Genomic DNA, 17,442 nt, shown 5'->3' on the forward strand with positions numbered 1-17,442 from the left:
TGACGGACGTGAACATGAACGGGCAGACGAAGTACACGGGTGCGTTCAACGATGTAGACTTTATCTTCAACATCGCAGTGCCTACCGCTGCGAACGTATCTTCAATTGTCACCTTCAGCCTGCGCGAGCAGCTGCCGGAATAAGCGGAAAACCCATGTACACAGGGGTGGCAGCAGCGTTGACTGCTGCCACCCATTGTGGGCAGTAAAGATCACTTTTTGGATTGCAAGTGGCGCCGTCCTGCTGATTAAAAGGCAAGGCGGCGTTTTTAATTCAGGCGCGTTCTAATCAATATTGCGCAGTATAGCAGGGGCGTCAACCAAAATGCAGCAGGCGTTGATGCTTTTCGGGCTTTAGGCTAGCCTTGGCCTAGCGCTGCGCAGGGGTGGCCGAAGGCCAGACCCGAAGCCTGTAGGCGAGGGGCCGAGCGGACAGCGAGCCCCGGAGCATAGCGGCACCTGCCCGTTGGCAGGGGCAGGCCCCTCCAGAAAAAGCGGCAATCTGGTTTGCGCTCATATAGCATCCTTTTTCTTGAACGCAGGGAAAAGCATTTTAACGGGCGATAGCCTATACGGTATTCAGTCTAGCCAACTCCAAAAGCAACAGATACGCCTTCGTTCTTGTTATGCGTTTAAGGCTGGCAGGGGCTTCCGCCACCTTGCCTTACACCAAACACGAACACATGCCCTACCGCCCAATGCTCATATTCCTGCTAGCTGTTGCCGCGATCCCGGCCAGTTTGGCCCAGTCTTACCAAGATGCGCTGAAGGAGCTGCAGGAGGCAGCGGGCAGCCCTGTGCGGGAAACCGTCGCTTATTTCAATATGGCCAAGCTGCTTGCTGACACCCTCTCCCCTCATTTTCAGCCCGATGAAGCTTATGATGCCCTGCAAGCAGCGCAGCGGTCTTACCGCAAGCTCAACGGGCGCCAACAAGGCAGGCTGCCTGCAGGGAGCTATAGCCCTGCCACTGCCCGTGAGCTCAAGCAGCATATCCGGGAAGCAGGGCTGGAGCATTACTTGCAGAAAGGGGGCAGCGCCCCGCTAAGGCATTATCTCGATCATTACGGCCGGATCCCTTACGAATTGGAAGCCCGGGCAATGAAAGCGCTATTGGGGTTTAGGCTTCGAGAGCTGCCACATCATATAGACAGCCTGCTGCTTTTTGCGGCTCAGCAGGAGCTCGCCCTGAAGCGCTACCGCCCTGACCTGGTAGAGGCGCTGAAAGATCAAGCTTTTAGCGCCTGGGCTGCTGCTTCAGACACGCGCGCGCTCCCAGCGCTCCTCGAGCTGCTCGGCTCCCGCCCTGAGCTGGCAGCCCAAATTGACGCTCCACTGAGCGAGGCACTGGCCAGGGAGCCTTACATCACGGTTGCAGAGCAGTATATCCGGGGCGCAGATCAGCGGCTGATGCCCAAAACGGTCCGGGTGGTCTACTTTTACCACTATTACACCGGCGCTTGGTCTGACCTGCTGGGCTTTCAAAACCGGTACCCTTTTTTCCGGGACAGCTTCAATATCGGGCGGGCTATTGCGGTAGCAAAAATGAGCCCTGACCTCAGCCTGGGCTATACCGATGACCGCCGCGAGGTGTACGAAAGGTATATCGAGCTGGCTGCCCCCGCCCAACAAGCTTATGTGGCTTTGATGCAGCTGGTTGCCCGTGACTTGGAAGAGGGGGACTGGAACGGGGCAATGGCTGATATCCGCCGTTTTCAGCCTGCCTTCGGGCCTTCAGACCCCCGCATCAATGAGCTGCTGGAAAACCTGCAAGCACAAGGGGAAGGATTGGAAGCGGTAGGGGTCAGCCCGGCCGTCAATTCTATTTTCGGGGAGTACGCCCCTGTCCTTTCTGCCGATGGGGAGTGGCTGTACTTTTGCCGGTTCGATGAGAAAGACGAGAATATTTACCGGTCGAAGCGCCTGGGCCCGGAAGAATGGGCCCGCCCGGAGGCAGTTGCTGAACTCAACTCCACCACCAACCATGAAGCCCCGTTGTCCATCTCCACAGACGGGCAGCAGTTGCTCATGTACCAAGGCGGCGAGGTGATGTATGCTACACGTACAGGCAGCGGCTGGTCTGCCAAAAAGCCATTTTTTGAGGAAGCCCGGCGCCCCGACTGGCAAGGGATGACCGTGTTGAACAGCTCCGGCGATGTGGCGGTATTTGCAGCCCGGAGCATCTGGTGCACGGGCGCAAGGAACGAGCACAATATCGACTTGTTCCTTTCTTTCCGGGAGGCGGACGGCAGCTGGGGTGATCCAATCAATTTGGGGCCGGCCCTCAATACGCCATTTGAAGACCGCAGCCCCTTTCTGCACCCTGATATGCGCACCTTGTACTTTAGCAGCAACGGCCACGGCGGGTTTGGGGATTTGGATGTTTACGTTTCCCGCAGGCAAGGGGAAGGGTGGCTGGACTGGAGCGAGCCGGTCAATTTGGGCAAGGAAATAAACGGGCCGGGCCAGGACTGGGGCTACCGCATCAGCACCGATGGCAAGTGGGCCTACTTTTCTGGTTTCTCCCCTGGCTGGCGGGAAGAGCTCTATAGGGTAGGGGTGCCCGAGGCGTACCGCCCTGTCCCGGTCTCTACCATCCAAGGGCAGTTGGTTGGGGTAGACGGCCAGCCGGTCGAGGCGGAGGTTGTCGTCCGGGATATGGAAACTGGGGCGGTGGCCGGCCGCTCAGTGGCAGACCCTGCTACGGGGCGTTTCTTCCTCACGCTGCCGCAAGGTGGGCTGTACAGCTACACGGTTACGGGGGAAGGTTTGTTTCCGGTGAGCAACAACCTGGATTTGCGTGGGCAGCCGGATGTATTGCACCGGGAGGAGGCCGTGAGGGTCCCCCGTATAGCGGAGGTTATCGCGTCGGGCGAGGCTTTGCCATTGCCCAACCTTTTCTTTGAGACGGATAGCGATATCATTGCCCGGGAGTCTTATGCAGAGCTCAGGCGTCTGGCACAATGGCTGAAGAGCAATCGGCTGCAGGCGCAAATAGGCGGCCATACGGATAATGCTGGCGGGCAGGGCTACAATCAGGAGCTTTCTGAGCGGCGGGCCCGTGCTGTCCGGAAGTTCCTGATTGAAAGCGGGGCTCCTCCCGAAGGGTTGACAGCGGTTGGCTTTGGTTTTTCCCAGCCGGTCGCGGGCAATGAGACTGCCGAAGGGCGGGCAGCTAACCGGAGGGTAGAAATACGCCTTAGCCGTGCGCCTCGCCGCAATGGCGAGTAATGGGCATCTTCTGCCAGGAGAAAAATGACGGTCTTTGCCCTGTCCATTAGGGGCAGGGCAGGCGATTGTGTAAATTTGGGCTAACATCAACCTACCGCCTTATGCAGCAGCCTCAGATTTTACTTTATGGAGCTTACGGGTACACCGGCGAGCTGATTGCCCGCAAAGCCGCCAAAGATGGGCAGCGCCTGCTGCTGTGCGGCAGGAGGGGAGCCCCCCTTGAAAAACTCGCGGCAGAGCTCGGCATGCCTTGGAAAGCCTTCGGGCTGGAAGAGCCATCGGTTTTGGATGACGCCCTGGAAGGCATATCGGCTGTCCTGCACGCTGCCGGGCCCTTTTCGCATACGGCAGCCCCAATGATGGAAGCTTGTATACGCAACGGCGTGCATTACCTGGATATCACGGGGGAAATTGCAGTTTTCGAACAGGCGGCAAAGCTGGGCCCGCGGGCTGCTAAGGCCGGTATTATGCTGATGCCCGGCACGGGCTTCGATGTGGTGCCTACAGATTGCATGGCGGCATTGCTCAAGGAAAAGCTCCCTGCTGCCGAAGAGCTGTCCTTGGCATTTGCTACACGGGGCGGGCGTTATTCCAGAGGCACAGCCCTGACCATGGCCGAGAACTTGGGGGGCAAAAGCGCCATCCGGAAAAATGGGAAGATTACTGCGGTCCCCCTGGGCCACAAAAGCCGGAAAATTGCTTTTGCCCCTGATTTTGACCGCTTGGCCATGACCATTCCGTGGGGCGATGTGTCTACGGCTTATTACACTACGGGCATCCCCAATATTGAGGTGTACACTGCTGTACACCCCAAAACGCACAGCCGCCTCAAGTACCAGAAGTATTTCAATTGGTTCTTGCGCCTGCCGGTAGTCCGCAAGCGGGCACAGGACAAAATCCGGAGAGGCGCAGCCGGGCCAAGCCCTGAGGAGCGGGAGGCTGCGCGGAGCTATATATGGGGGGAAGCCCGGGCCGCATCGGGCCAAAAGGTTTCCGGGCGGGCGGTCGTGCCTGAAGGGTATACCCTGACCGCTGCGACAAGCCTGCTGATTGCAGGGAAAGCCCTGACAGGTGATTTCAAGGCCGGGTTTCAGACCCCCGCCGGCTGTTACGGGCCACAGTTGATGAGTGAAGTGCCCGGGGCAGTATACGAGTTTGATCTTACAGGCAATGAGTAAACAGGAGCGCTATTTTATAGGCTTGTTGCCCCCGCCAGGCTTGTCTGAGCAGCTGCAGGCTGCCAAAAAAGCGATCGCAGCACAGTTTGGGCCGTCCCATGCTTTGAAATCGCCCCCGCATATTACCCTAGCCCCTCCATTTCATGCTCCTGCGGCACAGGAGGCGGAGCTGGCCGCCTGGCAAGATCAGCTCGTAAGGCGCTGGCCCGGCTTCACGGTACACCTCAATGGCGTAGGCCACTTTGATGAGCGGGTCGTGTATGTCCGTGTGGAAGCAGCGGAAGGGCTGTATGCTTTGCAGCAAGCTATTGTGCAGGGCTTGAAAACTGCTTTTGGGCAGGCTGCAAGCCGCCCGTACGGCTTTACCCCTCATTTGACACTGGCTTTCAGGGATATGAAGCCCGGGCAGTTCCGGGCGATAATGGAATGGGCCGAAAAAGAGGGTTTCTTTTCGGCTTTCGAGGCCCGCCGCGTAGCCCTGATGCGCCACAATGGGCTGCAGTGGGAGGCTGTGGCAGAAGCCTTGCTCCAATAAGCTTGGGGGCATCGCAGTTTCACAGGCGCTTTCTTTCCGTTCGCTTCTTCTTCAGCCCCAGGCTCCCGGAAAAAGCCGGCGCGCGCTTGAACAGCTCATGCCCCCTCCGTAAGGATAGGGGCCTGCCCCTGCCAACGGGCAGGTGCCGCTATGCTCCGGGGCTCGCTGTCCGCTCGGCCCTGTCGGGCGTCCCCCCCCTTCGCAGCGCTAGGCCAATGCCAGGCTAGTGCCTCAAGGCCTGCGACATTTTGGTTTACACCCATGGGGATCGGGGCACTAAGCTTGGATCAAAGGACAGTAAGGGAGCCGTCCACTTCGTCACGGTAAGCCTTTAGCCCTCCTTCAAGATTGTACACTTCCACAAACCCCTTTTCCATCAGCCACCGGGCAGCTTTGGCAGAGCGGCTCCCGCTCCGGCAGTACACTACGGTAGGGGCGGTTTTGTCCAGGCCAAGGGCAGTGTGCCTCACCCGGTCGAGCGGGCAGTGTGCCCCCCCGATATGGCTGTGCTCGCGCTCGTATTGCTGCCTTACATCGAGCAGTTGGCAGGTTTTGCCGGCTCGCTGCCAGGCATCGAGGGTGGAGGGGGAGATCCTGCCGAACGGTTCTGGCAATGCTCCTGCCCGGCAGAATTGCTCGTAGTCGATGAGCTCAGTGACGGGCTCATGGGCCTGCCTTCGGATGGTTATCTTGCGGCTGAGCATGGTGGTGGCGTCAAATAGGAACAGCTCCCCATCTAGGGGGGAGCCGATATTGGCTAATATTTTGATGGCCTCGCTGGCTTGCAGGCTGCCGATAATGCCGGGCAGTACGCCCAATACGCCCCCTTCAGCACAATTGGGCACAAGCTCAGGCGGCGGTGGGGTAGGGAAAAGGTCGCGGTAATTGGGGCCTCTGCTGCCATCCCCGCGCGCTAAGTTGAAGACCGACACTTGGCCTTCAAACCGGTAGATAGAGCCGTAAACAAGGGGCTTGCCCTCTAAGAGGCAGGCATCGTTGCTCAGGTAGCGGGTCGGGAAGTTGTCTGTGCCATCAACCACCAAATCTGCGGCCCTGACCATCGCCCGGGCATTTTCCGATGTGAAGGCCGATACGGTGGCTTGGATGTCAATATGGGGGTTGAGGGCCTTTAGCCGCAGTGCCGCCTGCCGGGCCTTAGGGAGCCCGAGGTCGCTTTCTGTGAAGAGGACCTGCCGTTGGAGGTTGGTCAGTTCTACCTGATCGAAATCTACGATGTGTATGTGCCCAATGCCGGCCGCAGCAAGGTATAGGAGGATAGGGCTGCCCAGCCCGCCAGCACCAAGGACCAGCACACGGCTTTGCTTTAGGCGGCTCTGTGCCTGTGGCCCGAACCCGGGAATGGCCAGGTGGCGGGCATACCGCCTTAGCTCTGCAGGTGTCAAATTGTCCATCGCTCAATAGTTGGGTTGAAGAGATGTTGGGTTGAATCGTGCGGTCAAGATAAGCGGCGGAGGGGGATAAAAAAAGCCCCGGTATGCCCGGGGGCTTTCAGCGTGAGTCCGCTGGGAGCTGCAGTGGATTCATAATGGGCTGAAAATGTTGCCTTTAACTTTATGTGCTTTCTTGTTTTTAAAAAGTTCTGAGCTCATTTTGACCAAAGGCATTATTTTATGATCAGGGGCTGATTTGCAATTTTGCTAACAAGCCATGGGGGGGAGATTAAATGTTGCAGGCGTTTATGCTTTCCAGGCTCTAGTGCCTCAAGCTTGGCATTGGCCTAGCGCTGCGCAGGGGTGGCCGAAGGCCAGACCCGACGCCTGTAGGGCGAGGGGCCGAGCGGATAGCGAGCCCCGTAGCATAGCGGCACCTGCCCGCTGGCAGGGGCAGGCCCCTATCCTTATTTGAAATCATCCAATCGTAAACTTCACCACTCCATCATCTCCCGGATGCCCTGTTCCACCTCTTGTATCGCCCTGGGAATACTGACATTCACTATTGTTGTCACCTCAGTCTTTTCCTTAACCCCTTGGTTCGAAAGCTCTTCCTGACCAGAAGCGATGAAATAGCTGGCATTCAGGTTGGCGGTATTGGTGTGATTGAGCAAGCGCAGAAAATCCTCTATCTTTTCCCCGGCTTCCGAGGTCAAAAACATGCGGTGCTTGATGTAGTAAATTTCAAACGCGGTCAGTTTTTCGTGGAGGGCCTCCCAAATGGTTTCATCTTTCTCCAGGGAGATAATCCCAGAGGCAATATCGATCAACTCTTTTTTGAACAGTACCCGCAGGTCAACCAATCGGCTTACCATCTCTTTGGCTACCTCTAGCCTGATTTCGTGGAGTTTCGTAAACCGGAATTGAGTTTTTTCATGCTCGTGCCTAGTCTCGGCAATAGCCAAATCTGTTTCGTGTTTCAGCTCTGCCTTGTAGGTTTCTACCCGCTTATTGAGGTATTGCTCTACTAGCCGTTTGCCGAAATAAGCAAGCACCGCAGCTATACTAACGGGCTGTACTAAGTAGGCTAATATCTTTTCCCACCATTCCATACGCTGTTATTTTCTAGCTCCACCCCCCAGCCGCTCAAACACCTCATCCAGAATCATCTCCTTAACAATCCCCGCCATGCGATCATCATCCATTAGCCTGTTAAAGACTTCTTGGTTCTGCTCCATGCGCTCGATCAGCTTATCCATGAATATATCCTCGAAACCGTACCTGAAATTTTCTTTAGTATTACTTTTAGCCTGCTTAGCAAGCGTTTCGTCCTGTATCATGTCCTCTTTGACTTGATCGAGGAAGAGCTGATCGGCGGGCTTAAAATCAGTACCAAGCTTTTCGTTTAGCACCTCAATAATGGTAGAGAGTGGGGCGACTTCCTCCTTACTGTACCGCACCCCCGCTTCTTTTACGCCCGATAGTTGCCCCTCTTCGCCTTTTTGCAGGGCGATCTGGCCTTCCTCTATCTTTTGCAGGCGGTAGTATTCTAATGCTACTTCGTCCGTCAGCTGAAAGCGGTCGGAGAGGTTGGGCTTGGGGAGCTTCTTTTGGAAGTAGCGCAGGTAGGTGAACAGCTTCTCCAGCTCCATGTCCTGGAAGGGCATAATCTGGGACAGGAAGGAGTACAGGCGGGTAAAGGTGCGGATGGCGTTCTTCAGATCATCCTGTGCTTCTTCGGGCAGCCCCTTGAAGCGCTCCACGGCCGGATCGACATAAGCGTTGAGCTTCCGCTGTTCTTTGACTTTTAGCACCTTGACGTTGGAGAAGTAGACTTCCACGAATTTGTCCACCTCCGTCTCCCAGATGACCTGCGTTTTGTCGATCTCGCTTTTTAGGTCGTAGAGGTGGTTGGGGTCGGTGTTTTCTTCTACGGTAGTGACCTCATAAAACGGCTGGAAGGACTGAAGGATGGATTCCCTGTCGTTGACAAAATCCAGTACGAAAGTGTCTTCCTTGCCGGAGGTGGTCCGGTTCAGGCGGGAGAGCGTCTGCACGGCTTTGACCCCAGATAGCTTTTTATCGACGTACATGGTGTGGAGCAGCGGCTGATCAAAACCGGTCTGATATTTATCGGCTACCAGCAGTATCTGGTACTCGTCGGTATCGAATTTCTTGCGCAGCTCTTTGTAGCCGAAGCCGTTCATTTCCGGCTCGGTAAAGGCTACGCCCTCATCAATGACTTTGCCCGAGAAAGCTACCAGGGTTTTGATAGCGCGATCGCCCTGGCCGTAGCCCTTTTCTTTGATGTAGCGGTCAAACTCCCGCTTGTAGCGCACGGCGTGCAGGCGTGAACCGCTCACGACCATTGCTTTCGCCTTACCGCCGATCTGTTTGCTCACCACCTGCCGGAAATGCTCCACCATCACTTCGGTCTTTTGTGCGAGATTGTGCGGGTGGAGGGACAAAAAACGCCCGATGGCCCGGGCGGCCTTTTTCTTGTTGACCTCGGGATCATCCTCAATGGCCTTGGATAGCTTGTAATAGGTTTTGTAGGTGGTATAGTTCTTCAGTACATCGAGTATAAAGCCTTCTTCTATCGCCTGCCGCATGGAGTACAGGTGAAACGGCCGGGGCTTGCCGTCTATGCCCTTGGTGCCGAATACTTCCAGCGTTTTGGCTTTTGGCGTAGCGGTGAAGGCAAAAAAGCTGAGGTTGGGCTGCTTGCCACGGGATAGCATGGAGCGCCGGATTTCGTCCAATGCGGTGTCCTCGTCTTCGGTATCCGCTTCTTCGGCCAGGGCATCTTCCAGGGAGGTGCCGGAAAGTACCTCCTTCATTTTCTTGGTGGCTTCTCCGCCCTGCGAGCTGTGCGCTTCGTCAATGATAACGGCGTAGTTCCGGCTCGGCAGGTCGTCGATTTTATCGAGTACAAAGGGGAACTTTTGCAGGGTGGTGATGATGATGCTGCCGCCTTTGGACAGGCTGTCGGCAAGCTGCGTGGAATCTTTGTCAATCTTCTGCACCACGCCCTGCTTGTGCTCAATCTGGTAGATGGTATTTTGCAGCTGCGCATCGAGCACGGTGCGGTCGGTGATGACGATGACGGCATTGTATATCCGTTCGTTCTCCTGATTGTGCAGGCTGAACAGCTGATAGGACAGCCAGGCAATGGATTTACTCTTTCCGCTACCTGCTGAGTGCTGTATCAGGTAGTTTTCGCCGGCTTGCTTTTGCCGGACTTCCCGGACCAGCTTGCGCACCACATCCATTTGGTGGTAGCGCGGGAAGAACAGCGTTTCCTTCTTGCGGATTTTGCCGTCGATCTCAATTTCCTCCGTTTCGATGTGCATGAACTTGCTGATGATCTGCATCAGGCTGTCCTTTTGCCAGACTTCGTTCCAAAGGTATTCCGTACGGTAGCCTTCCGGGTTGGGCGGGTTGCCCTTGCCGTTGTGGTAGCCCTGATTGAAGGGCAGGTAGTAGGTCTTTGCCCCACGCAGGCGGGTGGTCATGAAGGCCACATCGGTATCTACGGCAAAGTGTACCAAGGCCCGCTTTTTGAATTGAAACAGCAACTCCTTGTAGTCCCGGTCGTAGCGGTATTGCCGCTTGGCGTTTTCCGCGGTCTGCCCAGTGAACTGGTTTTTCAGCTCGATGGTGACAATGGGCAGCCCGTTGAGGGAAAGCAGCATATCGAGGCTGTTGCGGTGCTTGGTGCTGTAATACACCTGGCGCGTGACGGTGAGGATGTTTTGCTGGTACAGGGCTTCCGTTTCCGGGTTGAGGGACGTTTCCGGGCGGAAGTAGGCGAGGTCGAATTTCACGCCGTAGTCCGTAATGCCCTTGCGCACCACATCGAGCATGCCGCGCAGGTCGATTTCCTTGTTGAGGCGGTGGAGCAGCTTTTCTTTGACTGAAGTACCGTGAATCTTGCTGATCTTCTCCCACTTCTTCGGCTGCGTGCTTTGCAGGAAGGTAAAGAGCGTTTCCGGGTCAAGGGCGAGGGTGGCATCAAAGGCATTGGGGGCGCCTTTTGTGTAGCCCCCACTGTCGAGCAGGGCGGCTTCTATTGCCGCTTCAAATGTGTCTTCGGTGTGTATGCCTTTTGCCATATCCTTTGCTATTCTTTGATTAACAAGCCAACCAGATCGTTATTCACATAGTAGTTGAGCTTCCCGATTTTGTACTTTGAGATGATCTTCTTAGGGTCTTCCGCCAGTTCATTCAGGTATTTTGCCGCTGTTTTCCTGTTGATCTGCAAGTCCTTTGCCAAAAACTCAATCCTGGTATACGGATGCCGGAACAGGTTGTTGAGCAAATCCTGGCTGTAATAGGGGTAATGATCCCTTATATGGACTTTATAAGATTGCATGACCTCCTTGATGTCCTTGATCAAGGCAATACTTTGGCGGGAAATATCCTCCACGCCATTCAGCATGTAGAGGATCCACGGCTCCCAGTCTCCGGTGCGCCTGACTTCCTGCAAATGATGATAATACTGGTCTTTATGCTGATTCACGTAGCGGCTGAGGTACAGAATGGGGTAATCCAGCAGCCCCTTTGCTACCAGATACAAAATATTGATAATCCTCCCGGTGCGCCCATTGCCGTCATAAAAAGGGTGAATGCTTTCAAATTGATGGTGAATTATCGCCATTTTAATCAGCGGGTCGACCTCTTCCAGATCGTCTTCATTGATATACCTTAACAACACCTCCATGTGATGCCTGATTTCTGCTTCGGTTTGGGGTGGCGTATACACCACCGCTTTGGTTTTGTCATTGACCAGCTGTGTGCCGGGCACGTTTCTGTACCCCGCTGAATTTTGCTCCAGCTCCTGCTGTATATCTAAAATCACCCGGTTGGTGATCAGCTTGTGCTCCTGCACCATTTCAAAGCCCTTGTTCAGGGCGGATGCGTAGTGCTGTACTTCTTTGGAGGCCAGGCTTTTGAAGCTCTTGATGTGCAAGCCCGACTTAAACAGCTCATCGTGGGTAGTGACAATATTCTCCACCGCCGAGCTGTCTTTGGCTTCCTGCAGGGTCAATGTATTCACCAAAATGGCCATATTCGGAATGATAGCGCCAATCCCTTTCAATTCGGCAAGGGCAGCCCGCACCTTTGGCAGTTTCTTGAATACCTTTAAGGTCTCGACATTGGCCTTCAACGGTAATGCAGGGATGTCATACGTCATTTTCAGCGCATTGGTCATGTCCGGGAATGTGCCCATTTTGGACACGAAAGTTTTTTATGTCCAAAATTATGATTTTTGTGGACAATAGCCTGGTCTCGTGTCCATATTTTGCCGTTTTTTGGACATTCAATCATCTTCCAGCACATAGTCCCGCACGTCAATCTTCCCGCTCACGGCTTCCGCGATCAGGGACTGCCGGTATTCTTCCAAGAGGGCGATTTCCTGCTGGGCGAGGTCAATTTCACGGTCGATGCGGGTGGTTTCGGTTTCTATGTAAGTGATAATTTGGTGCTGTTCATTAATAGGAGGAACAATACTTAGCAATTCTCTTATTTTGTCTAAATGGAGGTTTGTAACTGAGGTTGTTTTACTGCTTTCTTTTATCTGCTGGTCGACTACATTACTACTAAATAAAAAAGAAAAAAAGTATGGATTCAGTCTGTCTGTAAACTTGATTAGACAAACGCTAACAAAAAGACTGAACTCATAATCCCAATCAACTACTTTAGTAATACCAATTGTTCCGTTTTTTGATAGCAAAACGTCCCCTTTTTCAGGGTTACATCTTCTAGACAATTCTTCGTGTTCTTCCTTTGAAATATACTTTGTTTTTGAAAGGTCTATTATGTCATTTTTCAAATCAGTTACTCTGATGAAAGGGACACCCTTTTCTGTATAATTAGGAGTAAAATGAGTGCCATCAATGATTTTTCTTGTCAAATATTTCAATTTCACTAACTCCCAATGCGCCGGCACCTCCCCAATCCACTCCACCCCGGAGTCCTTCATGGGCGCATTTGGGTTGAGGCCTTTGGTCACCGCTTCATTGATGAGGGCGGCGCGGTGTTCGCGCAGCAGCTCGATCAGCTGCCGGTGCTTGTCGATGGCGTCGTCGATTTGGGTGGTTTTGTGGTCTAGGAAGTGGGCGATGATGGTTTGTTCGGAGTAGGGAGGTAAAGGGATTGATATAGTTCGTAACTGAGAGCTGTAGATATGAATAACTATTTCTCCTTTTGCGAGCTTTGCTTTCTCTCTTATGAGGTGTGGACTATTGAGAGCATAACTTAAGAAAACACTGTGTATTTTTGATGGCCTTAAAATAATAATGTCGCCACCTGCATAAGCTCTATCTGCCCCAGTGTACACAACGCACTTGCCAATATCTTCTCGAGTTTCACCTGACCCTGTAAGAAGTAGATCACCAGTTAGTATTTTTTCTGAGTTTGCGACAATTTCTTCGGAAGAAGCGTGGATCAATTTCTCTGTTTGGATACCATATTTTGTGTAGATGTCGCCGTACAGTATGACAGGAACTCCATTTACAGTTAAGTCTTTACGCGCGATTCCTCTGCCTTTTGAAAACTTCCCTACAAATGCAAGTCTAGTTTTATTCCATTCTTCGGGCATTTCATTTAGCCATTCCACCCCCGAATCTTTATATGCCGGATAAGGTGGAAAAGGGTGGTTGTCATTATGCTGAAGGGTCATACGGTTTTGATTTAAGGGTTTTTACCAATTCAGGGCTTGTGGGGTCTGTTCGAATAATTCCCGAAGCTCAGGGATAAGTGCTTGCTGCCGTTTCATTTCCCGCCAGACGGTAGGGTGACCTTCCCGCTTGATTTCCGCTTCGATGCCTTGCAGCTGTTCCGGGGCCGCTCCATCGGCCATCCGATTGACGTATTCATACAAACGGCTGCGATAGCTGCCATAGGCATTTCTGCGGGCTTCAATCAGCGCGTCCCGGCTGTTGAGGTTTAGAACGTCAATGGTGTAGTTTGCCCGCTTCCAACTGATTGTGCTTTCATCATCTTCCAAAGGCGTAAAGGCAAAGGTGTCAATTACATCGAGCCAGAGGTAATCGATAGGGTCTTCTACTCTGGGGTCGATCAATACGGATGTGCCTAGAGGCGGTTGTACGGACCCGGTTTCAGGATGTACTAATTTCTTTAACTGCTCTGGGTCGGCATCGGGAAAAATAGCAAACTGATTGTTTTTTGGCCCATTGCACGGTCCACAGGCATAGAGGTAGTTACTCCAAACGAACGTGCCCTCCGGATAAAAGTCTTTGGGCCAGATGTGTTCAATTTCATCCGCCATTGAGTCCTCGCAATACCCGCACCTACGGGCACCGGAGCACATTTCAGTAAGTACGCTTTTAACTTCATCAAAGGGCTGATTCTGGCGTCTGGAAGGCCAGATTGCCTTAGCCTTATCTACCCGCTCAGCGTACCCGCCCGCCCCATCTACCTCTTGTTGGTAGCCTGCCAGGGCCGCGAGTGTAGCATCAGACAAACTTTTATCAGGCAATTGTATCATGAATGGGCTGATTCAGTAGGCAGAATACTCAAAAGCTCCTCTCGTCGCTTTCTTTCTTCATCCGAAATTTGCCCGGTGATGGACTTTTTATTGAGCTGTGCCAGTTCTTCCAGCATGCGGGTGGTATCCGGTGAGCTCGTGGTGCCCTCCCCAAATAGCTCGGTGCTGTACGCATCGAGGATATTGCCATAAATCAGGCGCTTGAGGGCGGTACCTGTTACCCGTTCGGCCTGAGTGCCGGAGCCGGGAGCCGCCAAACGCCAGACGGAGCCCCGCTCTGCCGCCCGGCAGATGATTGGGCTGTGGGTAGTGACTATGAATTGTACCCTGGGAAAGTACTTGGTGAACCATTGCCCAATACGAGCCTGCCAGGTGGGGTGTAAATGGGCATCAATCTCATCGATGATGACTACACCCGGCATGGAGATGGTATAATCTCCAGCTTCGAAGTCTTTAAAGACCTGCTTTGCACCGTAGGTGAGCACCATTTGCCGGAGCAGTTCAAAAGTCAGACTTAGGATAGAGCGAAAGCCGTCACTCATTTCCGTGATTTCAATAGCATGGCCATTGCCGTCTTTCAGGTAGACCCCCTCAGAAGAAACATTGTCGATTTTACTGCCGTGGGGCAACAGCGCTCCATCATTGATAAATGTGCGCAGGCTATTTAGAATAAAGGTGGCCTCCTCGTTTTGCTCCAGCTCCTTGTATTTGAGCTCCCGCAGCCATTCCAGGCTTTCAGTTAGGGCCACATCTTCTCCAAAAACAGAAAGATGAGCACCCGCTCTGGGGTTGGCGTAGTACACCTTGTCCCAGTCTTTATTGCCACCTGTAAACCGCCGGAAGGGACCAAAGGAGGTAGCGAACCAGCCTTCTTTACCGCTCCAAATGTATTTTTGAGCATGGCGGTATGGTTTAAGCGGTTCGATTTTAGCAGTGCTTCTGCCGTTATCCCCTACCCGGGAGATTCTCACTCCGGCTTCAAAAGGGCGCTCCAACGGGCGGGAATTGGAAGTATAACGGTCCAATTCTGAATCCCGCTCAACAAGTAGCTCTATACTCCCTTCGTTATGGTTTCTTCTCAGGAAATTGACCAACTGCAGGCGCAGTGCATTCGACTCGTAAGGGCCAATAATAGCCAAGGCAAGCGCCCGTAGAATGGTGGACTTACCTGCGCCATTATCTCCAATCAGGACATGCCAGCCCACCGCCCTTGGGAAATCCATCTCAAGGTGGTCTATATTCCGGATATTATCGAGTACTACTTTCCTGATATACATCTTCGTTCACTTGGTTGATGATGGAAACCTTTACCCTTTAATTTACTGCTTTTTCCGTAATGCCCTGCATCGCTGCCCTTAATTCTTCGATATCCTTTCGGATCTCAGAAGTCGGCCGCAGGGGCGTATACTCGTAGAAGTAGCGGGTGAAGTTGACCTCGTAGCCAACCTTCGTTTTATCGAAGTCAATCCACGCATCCGGTACATGCGGCAGCACCTCCCGCTCGAAATACGCCTCGATGTCCTCTTTCAAAGGCACATTTTCGTAATCCCGCAGGCTGCTGTCCGGCTTCGGCTCCCCTTTCCGGTTGGTGATAATCTCTCCGTTTTCATCCCGCTCCGGCCGCTCCACCGTGATCCGGCTATAGCCAAAGTCTTCGTTGTCGAAAATCTTGCAGTATTTGCCTTCCTCGAAGTCTCCGTAGATGCGGGTGATTTCAGCAATCTGCTCTTCACTGATTTCATTGCGCTTATTCCCCAGGCTCTTGCTCATTTTTTTGAACATACCCACCGCATTGATCAGCTGCACCTTGCCTTTGCGCTCGGGGCGCTTGTTATTATCCACCACCCAGATATAGGTGGAAATCCCCGTATTGTAAAAGAGCTGATCGGGCAGCGCGATAATGGCTTCCAGCCTGTCGTTTTCGATGACCCACCGCCGGATTTCGCTTTCCCCGCTTCCGGCACTTCCGGTAAAGAGGGGCGAACCATTAAAGACGATAGCCAAACGGCTGCCCTGCTCGGTTTCCTTCATTTTGGACATCATGTGCTGCAAAAACAACAGCGAGCCATCACTCACCCGTGGCAGCCCTGCTCCAAATCGGCCGGCAAAGCCAAGGTCCTCGTGTTCTTTCTTGATCTGCTTCTGTACTTTCTTCCACGACACGCCAAAAGGCGGATTGGAGAGCATATAGTCAAAGGTGTGCCCTTCCAGCCCGTCCTCGGTAAAGCTGTTGCCGTACTTCACATTGGAGGCATTCTGCCCCTTGATCAGCATATCTGCTTTGAAGATGGCGTAGGACTCCGGGTTGATCTCCTGCCCGAACAATTCCAGGCGGGAATCCGGGTTCAGCTCCCGCACGTATTCATCGGCTACGGTCAGCATACCGCCGGTACCGCCCGCCGGGTCGTAAAGCGTTTTCACAATGCCCGCCTGCGTCAATACATCCTTATCCGTGATAAAGAGGAGGTTGACCATAAGCCGGATCACCTCGCGCGGCGTAAAGTGCTCCCCCGCCGTCTCATTAGAAATTTCCGAAAATTTGCGGATAAGCTCTTCAAACAGATAGCCTGCTTCCACATTGCTCATGACATCGGGGTGCATGTCCACTTCCTCAAAGCGCTTGACCACCAAATACAGCAGGTTCGCCTTCTCCAGCCGGTCGATCTGCTTGTCAAAATCGAAGTACTCAATAATCTCCCGGGCATTTCCCGAGAAGCCATTGATGTAATTGCGGAGGTTGGCAGCAAGGTGGTCAGCGTCCGCCACCAGCAATTCAAAATCGTATTTAGACCGGTTGTGGAAGTTGTGCTTGGCCACCTTGTTCAGGATCGGGTCTACATTCTGCACCTTGGTGCTTTCCAGCCTCGGCAGATAGTCCAGCACCTTTTGCTTGGTAGGCGACAGCACGCAATCCAGCCGCCGCAGCACGGTAAAGGGCAGGATCACTTTGCCATAGTCACTCTGCTTATAATCGCCCCGGAGCAGGTCGGCGATCTCCCAGATGAAATTGGCGGTTTGGCGGAAGTTATTCATGTTTTGGTTTTATACTAGAGCGCCTGGGCGGATGCCCGGCAGAAATCATTTCACCCGTCCTTATGGACAATGCTAAATGTATAAAGAAAAAATGAATTGATGCATGCTTGTACAGCAAGTCGGGCCTCTTTATATTTCCAAGGCAACAGTGTAGCCGATAAGGCACGGCTGTATCATGCCGTAACATTTATCCATCTTTAAACCGAAAAGAAAATGAGCGGTACAGTAAAGGATTATGGGCTTGGGAGTGCGTGGAGTACCATTGAGTTATAGCCCGCCAATCCAATATTTTTGATGACCTGCTATTTTCCCCTAGCGGCAACTGCCTGCGCACCGCAGGCAAGTCAAAAGGGCGCTCTTAGAGCCTAGCGGGAGCAGATTTTCAACAACCGTCGGATACAACTAGGAAGTACTATTTGGCGTACGGCTGTACGCAGCGGCATCAAATAAAAAAAGCCCCCGGTATTCCCGGGGGCTTTCAGAGTGAGTCCGCTGGGGCTCGAACCCAGGACCCCTTGATTAAAAGTCAAGTGCTCTAGCCAACTGAGCTACGGACTCTGAAT

Annotated in this window: 11 protein-coding genes and 1 tRNA gene; 3 read left to right on the forward strand and 9 right to left on the reverse strand. The window is 53.3% G+C overall.

Annotation, left to right across the window (positions count from 1 at the left end; genetic code table 11):
• Positions 1–682: 682 nt before the first annotated feature.
• From FRY97_RS17600 to FRY97_RS17610, 3 genes are all read left to right on the forward strand, one after another.
• Positions 683–3,229, forward strand: a complete 2,547-nt coding sequence (locus FRY97_RS17600; RefSeq protein WP_170254719.1) for an OmpA family protein — start codon at positions 683–685, stop codon at positions 3,227–3,229.
• 101 nt (positions 3,230–3,330) lie between these two features.
• Complete coding sequence (locus FRY97_RS17605; RefSeq protein ID WP_147168883.1) at positions 3,331–4,407, forward strand: saccharopine dehydrogenase family protein; 1,077 nt, start codon at positions 3,331–3,333, stop codon at positions 4,405–4,407.
• On the forward strand, positions 4,400–4,942 hold the full coding sequence (locus tag FRY97_RS17610) for a 2'-5' RNA ligase family protein (RefSeq protein WP_147168884.1): 543 nt from the start codon (positions 4,400–4,402) through the stop codon (positions 4,940–4,942). The genes FRY97_RS17605 and FRY97_RS17610 overlap by 8 nt, the downstream gene beginning before the upstream one ends.
• A 287-nt stretch (positions 4,943–5,229) precedes the next feature.
• Here the strand turns inward: FRY97_RS17610 and moeB are convergent, their stop codons facing one another.
• The 9 genes from moeB to FRY97_RS17655 all read right to left on the reverse strand — a co-directional run bounded on the left by moeB (position 5,230) and on the right by FRY97_RS17655 (position 17,437).
• The gene (moeB, locus tag FRY97_RS17615; RefSeq protein ID WP_147168885.1) at positions 5,230–6,354 is read right to left on the reverse strand and encodes a molybdopterin-synthase adenylyltransferase MoeB; all 1,125 of its coding nucleotides are present in this window, start codon (positions 6,352–6,354) and stop codon (positions 5,230–5,232) included.
• A gap of 473 nt (positions 6,355–6,827) precedes the next feature.
• Positions 6,828–7,445: a hypothetical protein gene (locus tag FRY97_RS17620; RefSeq protein ID WP_147168886.1), complete on the reverse strand. Its 618-nt coding sequence runs from the start codon at positions 7,443–7,445 to the stop codon at positions 6,828–6,830.
• Positions 7,446–7,451: 6 nt separating this feature from the next.
• Positions 7,452–10,448: a type I restriction endonuclease subunit R gene (locus FRY97_RS17625; protein ID WP_147168887.1), complete on the reverse strand. Its 2,997-nt coding sequence runs from the start codon at positions 10,446–10,448 to the stop codon at positions 7,452–7,454.
• Between the two features lie 8 nt (positions 10,449–10,456).
• Positions 10,457–11,566, reverse strand: coding sequence for a Fic family protein (locus FRY97_RS17630; protein WP_211356909.1), 1,110 nt, complete (start codon positions 11,564–11,566; stop codon positions 10,457–10,459).
• A 90-nt stretch (positions 11,567–11,656) separates the two neighbouring features.
• Complete coding sequence (locus tag FRY97_RS17635; protein WP_147168888.1) at positions 11,657–13,018, reverse strand: restriction endonuclease subunit S; 1,362 nt, start codon at positions 13,016–13,018, stop codon at positions 11,657–11,659.
• A gap of 21 nt (positions 13,019–13,039) precedes the next feature.
• Positions 13,040–13,846, reverse strand: a complete 807-nt coding sequence (locus FRY97_RS17640) for an HNH endonuclease family protein (RefSeq protein ID WP_147168889.1) — start codon at positions 13,844–13,846, stop codon at positions 13,040–13,042.
• A complete protein-coding gene (locus tag FRY97_RS17645) occupies positions 13,843–15,123 on the reverse strand; it encodes an AAA family ATPase (protein WP_147168890.1) in 1,281 nt (426 codons plus the stop codon). The genes FRY97_RS17640 and FRY97_RS17645 overlap by 4 nt, the downstream gene beginning before the upstream one ends.
• Before the next feature lie 37 nt (positions 15,124–15,160).
• Positions 15,161–16,879, reverse strand: a complete 1,719-nt coding sequence (locus FRY97_RS17650; protein ID WP_147168891.1) for a type I restriction-modification system subunit M — start codon at positions 16,877–16,879, stop codon at positions 15,161–15,163.
• A gap of 484 nt (positions 16,880–17,363) precedes the next feature.
• Positions 17,364–17,437, reverse strand: a tRNA-Lys gene (locus tag FRY97_RS17655).
• Positions 17,438–17,442: the final 5 nt, after the last annotated feature.

This window comes from Phaeodactylibacter luteus (assembly GCF_007993045.1).
Taxonomy (GTDB): domain Bacteria; phylum Bacteroidota; class Bacteroidia; order Chitinophagales; family Saprospiraceae; genus Phaeodactylibacter; species Phaeodactylibacter luteus.

Excerpts from the sequence above, each read along its gene's own strand:
- FRY97_RS17610 (WP_147168884.1), top strand. The coding sequence starts at position 4,400 with ATGAGTAAACAGGAGCGCTATTTTATAGGCTTGTTGCCCCCGCCAGGC.
- FRY97_RS17635 (WP_147168888.1), bottom strand. The coding sequence starts at position 13,018 with ATGACCCTTCAGCATAATGACAACCACCCTTTTCCACCTTATCCGGCA.
- FRY97_RS17605 (WP_147168883.1), top strand. The coding sequence starts at position 3,331 with ATGCAGCAGCCTCAGATTTTACTTTATGGAGCTTACGGGTACACCGGC.
- FRY97_RS17600 (WP_170254719.1), top strand. The coding sequence starts at position 683 with ATGCCCTACCGCCCAATGCTCATATTCCTGCTAGCTGTTGCCGCGATC.
- FRY97_RS17620 (WP_147168886.1), bottom strand. The coding sequence starts at position 7,445 with ATGGAATGGTGGGAAAAGATATTAGCCTACTTAGTACAGCCCGTTAGT.
- FRY97_RS17625 (WP_147168887.1), bottom strand. The coding sequence starts at position 10,448 with ATGGCAAAAGGCATACACACCGAAGACACATTTGAAGCGGCAATAGAA.
- FRY97_RS17645 (WP_147168890.1), bottom strand. The coding sequence starts at position 15,123 with ATGTATATCAGGAAAGTAGTACTCGATAATATCCGGAATATAGACCAC.
- FRY97_RS17650 (WP_147168891.1), bottom strand. The coding sequence starts at position 16,879 with ATGAATAACTTCCGCCAAACCGCCAATTTCATCTGGGAGATCGCCGAC.
- moeB (WP_147168885.1), bottom strand. The coding sequence starts at position 6,354 with ATGGACAATTTGACACCTGCAGAGCTAAGGCGGTATGCCCGCCACCTG.
- FRY97_RS17640 (WP_147168889.1), bottom strand. The coding sequence starts at position 13,846 with ATGATACAATTGCCTGATAAAAGTTTGTCTGATGCTACACTCGCGGCC.
- FRY97_RS17630 (WP_211356909.1), bottom strand. The coding sequence starts at position 11,566 with ATGGGCACATTCCCGGACATGACCAATGCGCTGAAAATGACGTATGAC.